Here is a 15,713-nt window from a genome sequence, read left to right as displayed (position 1 = left end):
TTATTTCACGCTAAAGGTGTAGTGTCCTTTCGTTTTATGCCCGTCCACCGAAACAACATGCCAGTCAACGGTGTAGGTTCCGGGTTTCAGCGAATCGGCCAGTGGAACAATCAGTTGCTTTTGGTCCTGCTCATTCCGCTTCGCCGGTAATGTTTTAATATTTTCGTTTTTTGGCCCCGTGATTTCTGCACCACTGAATCCTGTTTCAACGCCTTCCGAGAAGTTTAAAGTGATTGCCTGCGGGGCAGCTGTCACTTGCGCGTTTGCCGCAGGATACTGATGCGTTAAATGCGCATGTGCCCAGACGGAAGGTGTCACCAACGTAGTGGTCAGGATTGCCAGCGCGTAGCGAAGGGAGCGTGCAGTTGAAGTCATATTATCTATTCCTTTTTGTAATAACTTTTTTACAGAGCATAACCTTGTCTAATGTCTGAGTCGAGGATCATCAATTCCGGCTTGCCATCCAGGCTCACTCTTAGTAACTTTTGCCCGCGAATGATGAGGAGATTAAGAATGCTGAAGAATCTGGCTAAACTGGATCAAACAGAAATGGATAAAGTGAATGTCGATTTGGCGGCAGCCGGGGTGGCATTTAAAGAACGCTACAATATGCCGGTGATCGCTGAAGCGGTTGAACGTGAACAGCCTGAACATTTGCGCAGCTGGTTTCGCGAGCGACTTATCGCCCACCGTTTAGCGTCGGTCAATCTGTCACGTTTACCTTACGAGCCTAAACTTAAATAAAACTTATACAGAGTTACACTTTCTTACATAACGCCTGCTAAATTATGAGTATTTTCTAAACCGCATCCATAATTTACAGTCATTTTGAAAAGGAAGTCATTATGTCGTTCTGGAAAGTCGCAGCAGCGCAATATGAGCCTCGTACAACCTCACTGACTGAACAGGTAGCTCATCATCTGGAGTTTGTGAGGGCCGCCGCCAGGCAACAATGTCTGCTGTTAGTTTTTCCATCGCTTTCTTTACTGGGGTGTGATTATTCGCGACGTGCCCTTCCTGCCCCACCCGATCTCTCGCTGTTAGACCCGCTTTGTTATGCTGCAACGACCTGGCGAATGACCATCATTGCCGGCCTTCCCGTTGAATATAACGATCGCTTTATTCGTGGAATTGCGGTGTTCGCACCGTGGCGAAAAACGCCAGGGATCTACCATCAGAGTCATGGTGCATGTCTGGGCCGTCGTTCCAGAACCATCACGGTGGTCGATGAACAACCGCAAGGTATGGATATGGATCCGACCTGTTCACTATTTACGACAGGGCAATGTCTGGGGGAACCCGACCTGCTGGCGTCGACCCGCCGCTTACAATTTTTTTCACATCAGTACTCAATTGCCGTGCTGATGGCAAATGCCCGTGGTAACAGTGCACTATGGGATGAACATGGTCGTCTCATCGTTCGCGCCGATCGTGGTTCATTATTGTTAGTCGGTCAGCGTTCATCACAGGGTTGGCAAGGCGATATCATTCCATTACGTTAGGCTTTTTCGGCCTGGAGCATGCCATGTTGCGCATTATCGATACAGAAACCTGCGGTTTGCAGGGAGGGATCGTTGAGATTGCCTCTGTTGATGTCATTGACGGAAAAATCGTCAACCCCATGAGCCACCTGGTGCGCCCCGATCGTCCTATTAGTCCACAGGCGATGGCGATTCATCGCATCACCGAAGCCATGGTCGCCGATAAACCGTGGATTGAAGATGTGATCCCGCACTATTACGGTAGTGAATGGTATGTCGCGCACAACGCCAGCTTTGACCGCCGCGTACTGCCTGAGATGCCCGGTGAGTGGATTTGCACTATGAAACTGGCCCGTCGTCTGTGGCCAGGGATCAAGTACAGCAATATGGCGTTATATAAAACACGGAAGCTCAATGTACAGACGCCGCCGGGCCTGCATCATCACCGCGCGTTGTATGACTGTTATATCACCGCTGCGTTGCTTATCGATATTATGAACACCTCCGGCTGGACGGCAGAACAGATGGCCGATATCACCGGACGTCCATCGTTGATGACGACCTTCACCTTTGGCAAATACCGTGGCAAAGCGGTTTCCGACGTTGCCGAACGCGATCCGGGCTATCTGCGCTGGTTATTTAATAACCTGGACAGCATGAGCCCGGAACTGCGTTTAACACTGAAACATTATCTGGAAAATACTTAATCCGCAGGCGTAGCGGGTAATGTTCCCTGCGCCAGCGCGACCAGAAAAGCATATTCCATCGCTACGCCTTCGTACGATTTAAAGCGACCAGATTTACCGCCATGGCCTGAGTCCATGTCGGTACAGAGCAATAAAAGATGGTTATCGGTTTTCAGCTCGCGCAATTTAGCGACCCATTTTGCCGGTTCCCAATATTGCACCTGAGAATCGTGTAAACCGGTCGTTACCAGTAAATGCGGATAAGCCTGTGCGGTGACGTTGTCATAGGGGCTGTAGCTTTTCATGTACTCGTAATATTGCGGATCCTGCGGATTCCCCCACTCTTCGAATTCGCCGGTGGTAAGAGGAATTGATTCATCAAGCATTGTTGTTACAACATCAACAAACGGTACCTGGGCGATAACGCCGTGGAACAATTCCGGGCGTTGATTAATTGCAACGCCCATCAACATGCCCCCCGCACTCCCGCCCATCGCATAACAGAGCGAAGGAGAGCCATAGCCCAGTTTTAACAATGCATCGCAGGCATCAAGATAATCATTAAACGTATTTTTCTTCTTCAGAAATTTTCCGTCTTCGTACCATTGTTGCCCCAGCTCACCACCGCCGCGAACATGGACAATGGCGTAGACAAATCCACGATCCAACAAACTCAAGCGGCTAAAACTGAAATCGGCATCAATACTTGCGCCGTAAGAACCGTAGCCATACACCAGTAGCGGGTTGTGTCCTTTGCGAAAATGTTTGCGATGATAAACCAGCGAAACCGGGACTTCGACGCCATCACGGGCGACTATCCACAGGTGTTCACTGCGGTAATTCGCCGCATCAAAACCGGGAACTTCCGTTTGTTTTAATACACGACGCTCACCAGTATCCATATCCAGTTCAAACAAAGTATCTGGTGTGGTCATGGAAGAATAACCATAACGCAATCGCGCGGTTTCAGGTTCTGGATTGTAGGCAATCCAGGTCACATAGGCCGGATCATCAAAGGCAATGCCAATGACTTCCCGGGTCTTGCGGTTGATTTGGCGCAAACTGGTTAACCCGCGCTGACGCTCTTCAACCACCAGCCAGTCGGTAAACAGCGTAAACCCTTCCAGCATAATGTTATCGCGTGGCGGAATTAACTCTTCCCACCGTTGCTCATCACGCATACGGGTACGGTATAAGCCAAAGTTTTTGCCGTGGCGGTTGGAACGCAGATAAAACCGATGCTGGTAGTGATCAAGGCTGTATTCGTGATCTTTGCGTCGCGGCAGAAAAACAAACGGCTCGGCATCGGCCATTTCCGCGTCCAGCAGGCGAACTTCACTGGTGGTGGCGCTGGCCAGATGAATGACTATATAGTGCTTCGAGGTCGTTTTATGCAGGCTGACGTAATAGGTATCGTCTTTTTCTTCGTAGATCAGTTTATCCTGCGATGCTGGCGTACCGATGGCGTGACGCCAGACCTGATAAGGAAGCAGCGTCACCGGATGCTTGCGAACATAGTAGAAAGTCCAGGAGTCATTCGCCCAGACAAAGCTGGGTTCAACGTTATCGAGCAGTTCCGGGTACCAGTTACCTGTTTCCAGATTACGAAAACGAATTCCGTACTGGCGTCGGGAAAGAAAATCTTCTGCCAGAGCCATAATGGTGTTATCGGGCGTAATCGCCATTCCACCCATCGAATAAAACTCACTGTGCGCCGCGCGCTTGTTGGCATCGAGCAATGTTTCCCACTCATCCCACTCTTCGCTGAACGCCGATTGACGCTGGTAGATAGCATATTCACAGCCTGGTTCATAAATATGCCGATAGCGGTAGCCATTTTTGATGTAGGGAGCAGAAACTTCTCGTTGCGGAATGCGGTCGATGATTTCCTTTAAGATGCGATCCTGTAAGGCTTGTTGCGAGGCCATCACCCGATGACCGTAACTATTTTCTTGCTGCAGGTAGTCCAGGACTTCCGGCTGAGAACGCGTATCGTCCCGCAGCCAGTAGTAATTATCGATGCGCGTATCGCCATGAAGCGTCATGGCGTGGGGAATGCGGGCGGCTTTTGGTAGCATGTTATTGTTCTTTCTGGTTGAAACATCTTATAAGGGTGGCAAAACTCACCGGGGATGCAAGCGAAACAGGGGAGTCATTGCTTAGATGATGACAGGTAATGGCGCGGATATCGAATGTTATGCAGACAGAGAAAATCAGCCTGCTCAAATGGCTGTGTGGTTCTGGATAGCCCGAAATAGTCAACTTCAGGCTATCCAGAGCGGAATTATTCCGCCAAAGTGCGTTTTTGCTGTTCGAGATCTCGTTCAATGCCTTCACGAACGTCCTGGGGGATTTTCAGCGCGTCACCCAGTGCATTCAGGTAACTGCGTTCCATAAAATGGTCAATATCAATAGCCGCGCAGCTCAGGAAATAGATTTCCAGCGCCTCTTCTTCATTGCGTACCCCGGTAGCCAGGCGTTGTGGATCCAGCGGTTGTTCGATTGCCTGCTCAATGAGTAAACGCCCCTGCTCTTCCACGCCGGCTTCACGCAATTGCTGGTCGATTGCCGCACGTTCTCTGGCATCAATATGACCATCACTTTTAGCGGCAAAGACCAGCGCAAGGATCAAACGTGCCGTACGCTCATCCAGCGGCGTACTTTGCGCGCCAAACTGCGGTTCGTCCTGATGCGCCGCGCGAATTTTATCTTTGTATTTATTCCACAGCACCGTACCCGCTACTGCTCCGCCGCCAAGCAGCAACGCGTTGGTGCCATATTTCGTAAGAAGTTTACGTGCTGATTTATTTGCGACCAGCAGCCCAGCCAGTCCGCCTAATGCGCCAGGCACTAAAAGTTTGCCCAATCCCTGATCCGCAGACGAGGAGGTAGAAGAACTGCTTTGCCCAAGCAGGGATTGCAGTTGATTTAACCAGTTAGCCATATTTGCTCCTCAATAACCATTTTTAGTGCCTGTAGCATAGCGGATGAGGATGTCAGAAAATGTATATCGAGACAAAAGATGCGCAAATAAGCGGGTCGGCAGGCCGTTATTCAAAGAAATTCGCGCCAGGTAAGGTGTTCACTGTATATCAGGTGATAAGGGTATTTTAGGTGAACGTAATTTGACGTTTTGAGTGGCATTGTTTGATGCTGATTGCCCGATGCGACGCTGTTGCGTCTTCCCAGGCCTACGATTGAAGTGCCTTGTAGGGCGGACCAGGCACTCGCGCCGCATCCGCCGACGGTCAATCGAATTATCAGAGGCCATTAACGCCGCTGATATTCCGCCATTCCCGCTTTGCAGTCCACGCTGACCTGGTAATGAATATCGGCACTTTTACCACGCACGGTTAGCGGTACTGACCATTTATCATCTTTACCCTGAATGTCCTGCAAACTGACCCATGCCACAGGATCGGCCTGACCGACAATTTTTTGATCATCTGCCCAGCGCGCCACGCGATTTTGTTGATAATCACGTTTTACGCTCGCGGCAATTCCGGCAGCATCCAGACCTTCACACTTTAGGAAAGTGACCGACTTGCTGGTTTCATTATTGGCAGCGAAAACTGATGCGCAGGCAGAAACCAACAACAGCCCTAAAAACGCCCCTCTTTTTTTCATGTTTTTCTCCATAGCACAATGATTCAGGAGAAAGCATGGTACAAATTGTCAGGAGCGCAAGTTGCTTCAGGCCGCGTGTGAGGCATCTTCCTCTTCGGATTCAGCACCGACGACCTGTGGGGACGGTAATTTGCCGGTTTTCAGAATGGTGCTCAGCACATCTTTTTGTTCTGCCAGCCATAGCGAAAGGGCTTCACGTTGCTCGTCTTCCATTTGCACTGGAGAATTTGTCAGCCAGGTGTCAAGCAGATCCGCCGTATCAAGCATTTTGTCATAAGCATCGGCTTCCTTTTTGCTGGTAAACGACATTTTCTCTTCGCCCTCACGAATGACTACGTATTTAACTTCAACCGCCATTTGCAGCCTCTCATAATAACTGTGATTTTATACAGTATATTTCTTCTCGATTGGGAAATCAACTTCAACAATAAAGACACGCGCAAACGTTTTCGTTTATACTGCGCGCGGAATTAATCAGGGGATATTCGTTATGACGTTATTAGGCACTGCGCTGCGTCCGGCAGCAACTCGCGTGATGTTATTAGGCTCCGGTGAACTGGGTAAAGAAGTGGCAATCGAGTGTCAGCGTCTCGGCGTAGAGGTGATTGCCGTCGATCGCTATACCGACGCGCCAGCTATGCATGTCGCGCATCGCTCCCATGTCATTAATATGCTTGATGGTGATGCATTACGCCGTGTGGTTGAACTGGAAAAACCACATTATATCGTGCCGGAGATCGAAGCTATTGCCACCGATATGCTGATCCAGCTTGAAAAGGAAGGACGGAATGTTGTCCCCTGCGCTCGCGCAACGAAATTAACGATGAATCGCGAGGGTATCCGTCGCCTGGCGGCAGAAGAACTGCAGCTACCCACTTCAACTTATCGTTTTGCCGATAGTGAAAGTCTTTTCCGCGAAGCAGTTGCCGCTATTGGCTATCCCTGCATAGTTAAACCGGTAATGAGCTCTTCCGGCAAAGGGCAGACGTTTATTCGTTCCGCCGAGCAGCTTACACATGCGTGGGAATACGCTCAGCAAGGTGGACGCGCCGGAGCGGGCCGCGTGATTGTTGAAGGCTTCGTTAAGTTTGACTTCGAAATTACCCTGCTAACCGTCAGCGCAGTGGATGGCGTCCATTTCTGTGCACCGGTAGGTCATCGCCAGGAAGATGGCGACTATCGTGAATCCTGGCAACCGCAGCAAATGAGTCAGCTGGCTCTGAAACGTGCGCAGGAGATTGCCCGCAAAGTAGTACTGGCACTGGGCGGTTATGGGCTGTTTGGTGTCGAGCTGTTTGTCTGTGGTGATGAGGTGATTTTCAGTGAGGTCTCCCCTCGCCCACATGATACCGGGATGGTGACGTTAATTTCTCAGGATCTCTCGGAGTTTGCCCTGCATGTGCGAGCCTTTCTCGGACTTCCGGTTGGCGGGATCCGTCAGTATGGTCCTGCAGCTTCTGCCGTTATCCTGCCACAACTGACCAGTCAGAATGTCACGTTTGATAATGTGCAGAATGCCGTAGGGGCAGGTTTGCAGATTCGTTTATTTGGTAAGCCGGAAATTGATGGCAGCCGTCGTCTGGGTGTAGCGCTGGCGACCGCTGAGAGCGTTGATGAAGCGATTGAGCGCGCAAAGCACGCCGCAGCACAGGTAAAAGTACAAGCTTAACCCCGGAGAAAAACGCTACAAAAATGCCCGATTCACGATCGGGCATTTTGACTTTTATAGCTTAGCGCCTTCTACAGCTTCACGCGCCAGCTTAGTAATGCGGTCGTAATCGCCCGCTTCCAGCGCATCTGCCGGAACCAGCCAGGAACCACCGATGCAGAGCACGCTTTTCAGCGCCAGGTAGTCACGGTAGTTAGCCGGAGAAATACCACCTGTCGGGCAGAAACGGACCTGGGAGAACGGACCCGCGATCGCCTGCAGGGCTTTCACGCCGCCGTTAGCTTCAGCCGGGAAGAATTTGAACTCTTTCAAACCGTAGTCCATACCCAGCATCAGTTCGGAAACAGTGCTGATCCCCGGAATCAGAGGAATAGTCCCTTCGGTAGCAGCTTTCAGCAGCGGCTCGGTCAGACCCGGGCTAATTGCGAACTGTGCACCCGCTTCGGTGACTTCTGCAAGCTGCTGTGGATTCAGCACCGTACCGGCACCCACAATCGCTTCAGGCACTTCTTTGGCGATAGCACGGATAGCGTCAACTGCACACTCGGTACGCAGAGTCACTTCCAGAACGCGCACCCCACCAGCAACCAACGCTTTTGCCATCGGCACCGCGTGTTCCAGTTTTTTTACCACGATAACCGGTACAACCGGGCCGGTGGTGAGGATTGATTCTGCACTTGTTTTCCAGTTTTTCATCAGAGTTTTCTCTCGCCTGATTACAAATTTGTCGTCTTAAAAAGTGATACAGGTTGCGCCCTGTTCGGCACCGGACAGTTTTTCGCGCAAGGCGCTGAATAATTCACGTCCTGTTCCCACGCGTGACGCGCTCAGGTCAGGAATGTGTGGTTCGCGAGCAGCCAGTTCCGCTTCGTCTACCAGCAGCGTCAGTTCGCCTGTCTGTCCATTCACACGAATGATGTCCCCGTCGCGCACTTTTGCCAGCAGCCCGCCATCGTAGGCTTCTGGTGTTACGTGGATAGCTGACGGCACTTTACCTGAAGCGCCGGAGAGTCGTCCATCGGTAACTAACGCAATTTTGAAACACCGGTCCAATAATACACCAAGTGGCGGCATGAGTTTATGTAATTCTGGCATTCCGTTCGCTTTTGGCCCCTGATGACGGACAACAACGACACAATCGCGGTCCAGCAAACCCGCTTCAAAGGCTGGCATAACGTCATGCTGGCTTTCAAAAACAACCGCAGGCGCTTCAATCACCTGGTTCTCTACCGGCACGGCAGAGGTTTTCATAACCGCTCGGCCCAGGTTACCGCTTAACACTTTTGTCCCACCATGATGAGAGAAAGGTTGTTCGAAGGAAGCGATCACATTGTTGTCGAGTGATTTTTCTGCCCCTTCCCGCCAGTCCAGTTCACCATTATTCAGCCATGGTTCAAGGGTATAACGAGACAGACCAAAGCCTGCCACCGTATTGACATCTTCATGCAGCAGGCCTGCTTTGAGCAGTTCACGTACCAGAACCGGTACGCCACCTGCCGCCTGGAAGTGGTTAATATCGGCCGGACCGTTCGGGTAGAGACGTGCCATCAGCGGTACAACATCAGAAAGGTCAGAGAAGTCATCCCAGTTAATCTGAATACCGGCTGCGCGCGCCATCGCCACCAGGTGCATGGTGTGGTTAGTGGAACCACCGGTCGCCAGCAGTGCAACGATACCGTTCACCACCACTTTCTCATCGATCATCTTACCGATCGGCATCCATTCATTACCATTACCGGTCATGCGTGTAACCTGGCGCGCAGCTGCAGCGGTCAAAGCATCGCGCAGCGGGGAGTCCGGATGAACAAAAGAAGAGCCCGGCAACTGCATCCCCATAAACTCCACCACCATCTGATTCGTATTGGCGGTACCGTAGAAAGTACATGTCCCTGGAGCATGATAAGACGCAGCTTCTGACTCCAGCAGCGCCATGCGGTCCACTTTACCTTCAGCATAAAGCTGGCGAATCCGCACTTTTTCTTTATTTGGCAAACCGCTTGCCATCGGACCTGACGGCACAAACACCGCAGGCAAATGCCCAAACGACAGGGCTGCCATCGTTAGCCCGGGGACAATCTTGTCGCACACACCGAGGAACAGCGCACCATCAAACATGTTATGGGACAGCCCCACCGCCGCAGACATCGCAATCACTTCGCGGCTTAACAGCGACAATTCCATTCCATCCTGCCCCTGGGTGACACCATCACACATCGCCGGAACACCGCCCGCAACCTGACCAACCGCATTCGCTTCATGCAGGGCTTTACGAATGATTTCTGGATAGTGTTCATAAGGCTGGTGCGCGGAGAGCATGTCGTTATAGGAGGTGATGATGGCGATATTGTTACGCAACATGCTTTTCAAAGAGGCTTTGTCTTCTGGCTGGCATGCAGCGAAACCGTGTGCCAGGTTACCACATGCCAACTGCGAACGATGAACGGTCGAAGTTTTCGCTTGTTCTATCCGGGCGAGGTAAGCAGAGCGAGTCTCGCGCGAACGTTCAATGATTCGATTTGTTACGCGTAACAATTGTGGATTCATAAAGGCTCCTGAAATTGAGTTGTCAGAGCAGGATGATTCACAACGCGTTTCATTCAGAGGATTTATGACTGAAACGCCTGTAACCGGAGCTCATAGGGCAAAAACGTTTCAGTCAGTGTAATAAAAAAAGCCTCGTGGGTGAATCCACACGAGGCCTGAAAGTGTAAAAATTGTTCTACAATCTGTGCAAGATCATGTTACCGGTAAAATAACCATAAAGGATGAGTGCAGATATTACTCAAACTCATTCCAGGAACGGCCATCACGAGTAATCATCGCCACCGAGGCAACCGGTCCCCAGGTTCCGGCCTGATAGGGTTTCGGCGCATCATTGTCCATCGCCCACGCCTCAGTAATGGAGTCCACCCATTTCCAGGCTTCTTCTACTTCATCACGACGTACAAACAGTGCCTGAATACCACGCATGGTTTCCAGCAGCAGACGTTCATAGGCATCTGCCAGATGCGTTTGATTAAAGGTTTCTGAATAGCTCAGATCCAGCTTGGTGATTTGCAGGTTATGTTTGTGGTCAAGGCCAGGAACTTTATTCAGTACCTGGATATCCACGCCTTCATCAGGTTGCAGACGGATAGTCAGTTTATTCTGCGGCAGATCCTGCCACGACTCTTTAAACAGATTCAGTTCAGGTGTTTTGAAATAGACCACGACTTCAGAACATTTGGTCGGCAGGCGTTTACCAGTACGCAGGTAGAATGGCACTCCGGCCCAGCGCCAGTTGTCGATGTCGACGCGGATCGCCACGAAGGTTTCTGTATTGCTGCTCTTGTTCGCGCCCTCTTCTTCCAGGTAGCCCGGAACTTTTTTGCCCTGGGCGAAGCCCGCTGTGTATTGCCCACGGACGGTTTTTTCGCGTACGTTGGAGCGGTCAATGCGGCGCAGAGACTTCAGTACTTTGACTTTTTCATCGCGGATGCTGTCTGCACTCAAATCAGACGGCGGAGACATCGCAATCATGCAAAGAATTTGCAGCAGGTGGTTTTGGATCATATCGCGCATCTGACCGGCTTTATCAAAATAGCCCCAGCGACCTTCGATCCCCACTTCCTCTGCCACGGTAATCTCAACATGGTCAATGGTGCGATTATCCCAGTTATTCACAAACAGGGAGTTAGCAAAACGCAGCGCCAACAGGTTCAGCACCGTTTCTTTACCAAGATAGTGGTCGATACGGTAAACCTGGCACTCCTCGAAGTATTCGCCAACCTGATCATTGATTTCCTGCGAGGTCGCCAGCGACGTCCCCAGCGGTTTCTCCATGACTACGCGTGCCGGTTTAGCATTCAGTTTTGCCTCGCCAAGCCCTTTGCAGATTGCACCAAAAGTGCTGGGCGGCATGGCAAAGTAGTTAATGGTGATACGATTTTTTTGATCCAGCATCGCGCCGAGACGGCTGAATGCAGCTGTGTCATTGACATCGAGATTACAAAAATCCAGACGTGCACTCAGGGTGTCCCATAAACCTTCATCAATGGTTTCTTTCATGAAAGTTTCGAGTGCCTCGCGGACAACTTTGGTATATGCCGCTTTATCCCAGTCAGCACGCCCTACGCCGATAATCCGGGTGTCCGGGTTGAGCTGACCGGCTTTTTCCAGTTGATACAGGGAAGGCAGCAATTTACGACGCGCAAGGTCGCCTTTCGCGCCGAAAATGACCAGGTCACAGGCCTGGGCTGTTTGCGTTACCGCCATGTCATTCTCCTTAAGTTAACTAACCCGGTACTTAAGCCAGGGTATACTTGTAATTTTCTTACGGTGCACTGTACTGCTTTTACGAGCTTGCGAAAACTGTAAACGCTTATCCACCCGTGCGATTACAGTAAAAGCGCGCAAAGTGCGGCAAAACTGATAAAAAAATCATCGTTTTCCATTGGGTAAAAATCTGACACTGATCATGTTATGAAAAAAAATAACAACTTTTTTATCTGCTTTTGTCATTAACACAGCACACAGGCGTAATATCTGACAAAACTGCATTTCGATTTCTTTCAGTGCGGAAATCGTCATTACCCGTGAGTCTCTTTACATCATGAATATGCTGGAAAAAATCCAGTCTCAGCTGGAACATTTGAGCAAATCAGAGCGCAAAGTTGCCGAGGTCATTCTGGCTTCGCCCGATAACGCGATCCATTCGAGTATTGCTGCTCTGGCGCTGGAGGCCAATGTTAGTGAACCGACGGTGAATCGTTTCTGTCGCAGTATGGACACGCGCGGTTTTCCTGATTTTAAACTGCATCTGGCACAAAGTCTGGCGAATGGCACCCCCTATGTTAATCGCAACGTCAATGAAGATGACAGCGTTGAATCATACACGGGAAAAATATTTGAGTCGGCAATGGCGACGCTCGATCATGTCCGTCATTCACTGGATAAATCTGCCGTTAACCGCGCCGTCGACTTGCTCACTCAGGCCAAAAAAATCGCGTTTTTTGGATTAGGCTCTTCTGCCGCCGTTGCCCACGATGCGATGAATAAGTTCTTTCGTTTTAATGTTCCGGTGGTGTACTCCGATGATATCGTGCTGCAACGCATGAGTTGTATGAATTGTAGCGACGGAGACGTGGTGGTGCTGATTTCTCACACTGGAAGAACAAAAAATCTGGTCGAGTTGGCGCAGTTGGCACGGGAAAACGACGCCATGGTGATTGCCCTCACCTCTGCGGGTACCCCGCTTGCCCGAGAAGCAACGCTAGCAATTACCCTCGATGTACCGGAAGATACTGACATTTATATGCCCATGGTTTCTCGACTTGCACAGCTGACCGTGATAGATGTGCTGGCAACAGGTTTTACTTTGCGACGCGGTGCAAAATTCAGAGATAACTTGAAGCGGGTCAAGGAAGCGCTGAAGGAATCGCGTTTTGATAAGCAGTTACTTAATTTAAGTGACGATCGCTAAAAACGACTGTCACTGTTCTAATCTTATACGACATCCGAATGAGATTACTTTATCGCCATCGCGGCGTTATTTCATTCGGATTTCATGTTCAAGCAACACCTGGTTGTTTCAGTCAACGGAGTATTACATGTCCAGAAGGCTTCGCAGAACAAAAATCGTTACCACGTTAGGCCCAGCAACAGATCGCGATAATAACCTTGAGAAAGTTATCGCTGCGGGTGCAAACGTTGTACGGATGAACTTTTCTCACGGCTCTCCTGAAGATCACAAAATGCGCGCGGATAAAGTTCGTGAGATTGCCGCAAAACTGGGGCGTCATGTGGCTATTCTGGGTGACCTCCAGGGGCCCAAAATCCGTGTATCCACCTTTAAAGAAGGCAAAGTTTTCCTCAATATTGGGGATAAATTCCTGCTCGACGCCAACCTGGGTAAAGGTGAAGGCGACAAAGAAAAAGTCGGTATCGACTACAAAGGCCTGCCTGCTGACGTCGTGCCTGGTGACATCCTGCTGCTGGACGATGGTCGCGTTCAGTTAAAAGTACTGGAAGTTCAGGGCATGAAAGTGTTCACCGAAGTGACCGTCGGTGGTCCCCTCTCCAACAATAAAGGTATCAACAAACTTGGCGGCGGTTTGTCGGCTGAAGCGCTGACCGAAAAAGACAAAGCAGACATTAAGACTGCGGCGTTAATTGGCGTAGATTACCTGGCCGTCTCCTTCCCACGCTGCGGCGAAGATCTGAACTATGCCCGTCGGCTGGCACGCGATGCAGGATGTGATGCGAAAATTGTTGCCAAGGTTGAACGTGCGGAAGCCGTTTGCAGCCAGGATGCAATGGATGACATCATCCTCGCCTCTGACGTGGTAATGGTTGCTCGCGGCGACCTCGGTGTGGAAATTGGCGATCCGGAACTGGTCGGCATTCAGAAAGCGTTGATCCGTCGTGCACGTCAACTAAACCGCGCGGTAATCACTGCGACCCAGATGATGGAGTCAATGATTACTAACCCGATGCCGACGCGTGCAGAAGTCATGGACGTAGCAAACGCCGTTCTGGATGGTACTGACGCTGTGATGCTGTCTGCAGAAACTGCTGCTGGTCAGTATCCTTCAGAAACCGTTGCAGCCATGGCGCGTGTTTGCCTGGGTGCGGAAAAAATCCCGAGCATCAACGTTTCTAAACACCGTCTGGACGTTCAGTTCGACAATGTGGAAGAAGCTATCGCCATGTCAGCAATGTACGCGGCTAACCACCTGAAAGGCGTTACGGCGATCATCACTATGACCGAATCGGGTCGTACCGCTCTGATGACCTCCCGTATCAGCTCCGGTCTGCCGATTTTCGCTATGTCGCGCCATGAACGTACGCTGAATCTGACTGCTCTCTATCGTGGCGTTACGCCGGTGCACTTTGATAGCGCTAATGACGGCGTAGCAGCTGCCAGCGAAGCGGTTAATCTGCTGCGCGATAAAGGTTACTTGATGTCTGGTGACCTGGTGATTGTCACCCAGGGCGACGTGATGAGTACCGTGGGTTCTACTAATACCACGCGTATTTTAACGGTAGAGTAAGTACGTTGCCGGATGCGGCGAAAACGCCTCATCCGGCCTACAGTTCAATGATAGTTCAACAGATTTCGAATCTTCTGAAGCAAACTTGAACTTATCACACGGCGGAAGCCTCTCCTCGCGAGAGGCTTTTTTTATTTGATGGGATAAAGATCTTTGCGCTTATACGGTTGGATTTCGCCCGGTTTGCGAGTTTTCAGCAATTTTAATATCCAGGTGTATTGTTCTGGTCGCGGACCAACAAAAATCTCGACTTCTTCATTCATCCGCCGCGCAATCGTATGGTCATCCGCCTCTAACAGATCATCCATCGGTGGGCGCACCTGAATCGTCAGACGATGCGTCTTGCCATCATAAATTGGAAACAGCGGTACAACGCGCGCACGGCACACTTTCATCAATCGACCAATCGCGGGCAACGTCGCTTTATAGGTGGCAAAGAAATCAACAAACTCACTGTGCTCGGGGCCATGATCCTGATCGGGTAAATAATATCCCCAGTAGCCCTGACGTACCGACTGGATGAAAGGCTTAATACCATCATTTCTCGCATGCAGACGACCGCCAAAGCGACGACGCACCGTGTTCCAGACATAATCAAAAACCGGGTTACCCTGATTATGGAACATCGCTGCCATTTTCTGCCCTTGCGAGGCCATCAGCATGGCAGGGATATCGACGGCCCAGCCGTGCGGCACCAGAAAGATCACTTTCTCGTTATTACGCCGCATCTCTTCAATGATCTCCAGTCCTTGCCAGTCAACGCGCGGCTGAATTTTCTCCGGCCCGCGTATTGCCAACTCAGCCATCATTGCCATCGCTTGCGGCGCAGTGGCAAACATCTCATCAACAATCGCTTCGCGTTCAGCTTCACTACGTTCTGGAAAGCAGAGCGACAGATTGATTAACGCACGACGGCGTGAGCTTTTTCCCAGTCGTCCGGCAAAACGTCCCAGCCGTGCCAGAATGGGATCACGGAACTTTGGCGGCGTTAAAGCGATACCCGCCATCGCTGCTACGCCCAGCCATGCACCCCAGTAGCGCGGGTGGCGAAAGGATTTATCAAACTCAGGAATGTATTCGCTATTATTTTTTTTCGTTTCCATGCTTTTCCAGTTTCGGATAAGGCAAAAATCAATCTGGTGATAGTGTAGCGGCGCAACTTGCCTCGCACCAAATAAAAAAGCCGGTACTGACTGCGTACCGGCTGCGAATGGATGTT

The 15,713-nt window shown here is 50.6% G+C and carries 15 protein-coding genes; 6 read left to right on the top strand and 9 right to left on the bottom strand.

What is annotated here, in order from left to right; translation table 11 throughout:
* Entirely contained in the window at positions 1-375 is a 375-nt protein-coding gene (gene yobA, locus HEN33_RS01230) for a CopC domain-containing protein YobA (protein WP_176263783.1), read from the bottom strand.
* Positions 376-513: 138 nt separating this feature from the next.
* On the opposite strand from yobA, the gene holE reads away from it, so the two are divergent.
* From holE to exoX, 3 genes are all read left to right on the top strand, one after another.
* On the top strand, positions 514-744 hold the full coding sequence (gene holE / locus HEN33_RS01225; RefSeq protein WP_000916763.1) for a DNA polymerase III subunit theta: 231 nt from the start codon (positions 514-516) through the stop codon (positions 742-744).
* 101 nt (positions 745-845) lie between these two features.
* Entirely contained in the window at positions 846-1,502 is a 657-nt protein-coding gene (gene yobB / locus HEN33_RS01220) for a carbon-nitrogen hydrolase family protein YobB (protein WP_176263784.1), read from the top strand.
* Positions 1,503-1,525: 23 nt separating this feature from the next.
* The gene (gene exoX, locus HEN33_RS01215) at positions 1,526-2,188 is read left to right on the top strand and encodes an exodeoxyribonuclease X (protein WP_000944256.1); all 663 of its coding nucleotides are present in this window, start codon (positions 1,526-1,528) and stop codon (positions 2,186-2,188) included.
* Here the strand turns inward: exoX and ptrB are convergent.
* From ptrB to yebG, 4 genes are all read right to left on the bottom strand, one after another.
* Positions 2,185-4,245, bottom strand: coding sequence for an oligopeptidase B (gene ptrB, locus HEN33_RS01210; protein WP_176263785.1), 2,061 nt, complete (start codon positions 4,243-4,245; stop codon positions 2,185-2,187). The genes exoX and ptrB overlap by 4 nt on opposite strands.
* A 206-nt stretch (positions 4,246-4,451) precedes the next feature.
* Positions 4,452-5,111, bottom strand: coding sequence for a tellurite resistance TerB family protein (locus tag HEN33_RS01205; protein WP_000024744.1), 660 nt, complete (start codon positions 5,109-5,111; stop codon positions 4,452-4,454).
* A 326-nt stretch (positions 5,112-5,437) separates the two neighbouring features.
* Positions 5,438-5,794, bottom strand: coding sequence for a protein YebF (yebF, locus tag HEN33_RS01200; protein ID WP_176263786.1), 357 nt, complete (start codon positions 5,792-5,794; stop codon positions 5,438-5,440).
* A gap of 66 nt (positions 5,795-5,860) precedes the next feature.
* Positions 5,861-6,151: a DNA damage-inducible protein YebG gene (yebG, locus tag HEN33_RS01195; protein WP_000257738.1), complete on the bottom strand. Its 291-nt coding sequence runs from the start codon at positions 6,149-6,151 to the stop codon at positions 5,861-5,863.
* Positions 6,152-6,284: 133 nt separating this feature from the next.
* Here yebG and purT point away from each other — a divergent pair, with 133 nt between their 5' ends.
* Complete coding sequence (gene purT / locus HEN33_RS01190; protein WP_176263787.1) at positions 6,285-7,463, top strand: formate-dependent phosphoribosylglycinamide formyltransferase; 1,179 nt, start codon at positions 6,285-6,287, stop codon at positions 7,461-7,463.
* A gap of 54 nt (positions 7,464-7,517) precedes the next feature.
* On the opposite strand, the gene kdgA is transcribed toward purT, so the two are convergent.
* The 3 genes from kdgA to zwf all read right to left on the bottom strand — a co-directional run bounded on the left by kdgA (position 7,518) and on the right by zwf (position 11,717).
* Positions 7,518-8,159, bottom strand: coding sequence for a bifunctional 4-hydroxy-2-oxoglutarate aldolase/2-dehydro-3-deoxy-phosphogluconate aldolase (gene kdgA / locus HEN33_RS01185; RefSeq protein ID WP_000800512.1), 642 nt, complete (start codon positions 8,157-8,159; stop codon positions 7,518-7,520).
* A 36-nt stretch (positions 8,160-8,195) separates the two neighbouring features.
* Positions 8,196-10,007, bottom strand: a complete 1,812-nt coding sequence (edd, locus tag HEN33_RS01180) for a phosphogluconate dehydratase (protein ID WP_001069461.1) — start codon at positions 10,005-10,007, stop codon at positions 8,196-8,198.
* 234 nt (positions 10,008-10,241) lie between these two features.
* Positions 10,242-11,717, bottom strand: a complete 1,476-nt coding sequence (gene zwf / locus HEN33_RS01175) for a glucose-6-phosphate dehydrogenase (RefSeq protein ID WP_000301727.1) — start codon at positions 11,715-11,717, stop codon at positions 10,242-10,244.
* A 337-nt stretch (positions 11,718-12,054) separates the two neighbouring features.
* Here zwf and hexR point away from each other — a divergent pair, with 337 nt between their 5' ends.
* Together hexR and pyk are read left to right on the top strand one after the other, a co-directional pair.
* Entirely contained in the window at positions 12,055-12,924 is an 870-nt protein-coding gene (gene hexR, locus HEN33_RS01170; protein WP_001056701.1) for a DNA-binding transcriptional regulator HexR, read from the top strand.
* A gap of 127 nt (positions 12,925-13,051) precedes the next feature.
* Complete coding sequence (pyk, locus tag HEN33_RS01165) at positions 13,052-14,494, top strand: pyruvate kinase (protein ID WP_000091148.1); 1,443 nt, start codon at positions 13,052-13,054, stop codon at positions 14,492-14,494.
* Positions 14,495-14,625: 131 nt separating this feature from the next.
* Here pyk and lpxM read toward each other — a convergent pair whose 3' ends face one another.
* On the bottom strand, positions 14,626-15,597 hold the full coding sequence (gene lpxM, locus HEN33_RS01160; RefSeq protein ID WP_000448381.1) for a lauroyl-Kdo(2)-lipid IV(A) myristoyltransferase: 972 nt from the start codon (positions 15,595-15,597) through the stop codon (positions 14,626-14,628).
* Between the last annotated feature and the right edge of the window lie 116 nt (positions 15,598-15,713).

This window comes from Escherichia sp. 94.0001 (assembly GCF_013369155.2).
Taxonomy (GTDB): domain Bacteria; phylum Pseudomonadota; class Gammaproteobacteria; order Enterobacterales; family Enterobacteriaceae; genus Escherichia; species Escherichia coli_F.
Note: the sequence above shows the minus strand (reverse complement) of the source record. Positions and strands in the feature narration are given on the sequence as shown.

Coding starts and splice junctions, on each gene's coding strand:
- yobA (WP_176263783.1), bottom strand. CDS start 375: ATGACTTCAACTGCACGCTCCCTTCGCTACGCGCTGGCAATCCTGACC.
- holE (WP_000916763.1), top strand. CDS start 514: ATGCTGAAGAATCTGGCTAAACTGGATCAAACAGAAATGGATAAAGTG.
- yobB (WP_176263784.1), top strand. CDS start 846: ATGTCGTTCTGGAAAGTCGCAGCAGCGCAATATGAGCCTCGTACAACC.
- exoX (WP_000944256.1), top strand. CDS start 1,526: ATGTTGCGCATTATCGATACAGAAACCTGCGGTTTGCAGGGAGGGATC.
- ptrB (WP_176263785.1), bottom strand. CDS start 4,245: ATGCTACCAAAAGCCGCCCGCATTCCCCACGCCATGACGCTTCATGGC.
- HEN33_RS01205 (WP_000024744.1), bottom strand. CDS start 5,111: ATGGCTAACTGGTTAAATCAACTGCAATCCCTGCTTGGGCAAAGCAGT.
- yebF (WP_176263786.1), bottom strand. CDS start 5,794: ATGAAAAAAAGAGGGGCGTTTTTAGGGCTGTTGTTGGTTTCTGCCTGC.
- yebG (WP_000257738.1), bottom strand. CDS start 6,151: ATGGCGGTTGAAGTTAAATACGTAGTCATTCGTGAGGGCGAAGAGAAA.
- purT (WP_176263787.1), top strand. CDS start 6,285: ATGACGTTATTAGGCACTGCGCTGCGTCCGGCAGCAACTCGCGTGATG.
- kdgA (WP_000800512.1), bottom strand. CDS start 8,159: ATGAAAAACTGGAAAACAAGTGCAGAATCAATCCTCACCACCGGCCCG.
- edd (WP_001069461.1), bottom strand. CDS start 10,007: ATGAATCCACAATTGTTACGCGTAACAAATCGAATCATTGAACGTTCG.
- zwf (WP_000301727.1), bottom strand. CDS start 11,717: ATGGCGGTAACGCAAACAGCCCAGGCCTGTGACCTGGTCATTTTCGGC.
- hexR (WP_001056701.1), top strand. CDS start 12,055: ATGAATATGCTGGAAAAAATCCAGTCTCAGCTGGAACATTTGAGCAAA.
- pyk (WP_000091148.1), top strand. CDS start 13,052: ATGTCCAGAAGGCTTCGCAGAACAAAAATCGTTACCACGTTAGGCCCA.
- lpxM (WP_000448381.1), bottom strand. CDS start 15,597: ATGGAAACGAAAAAAAATAATAGCGAATACATTCCTGAGTTTGATAAA.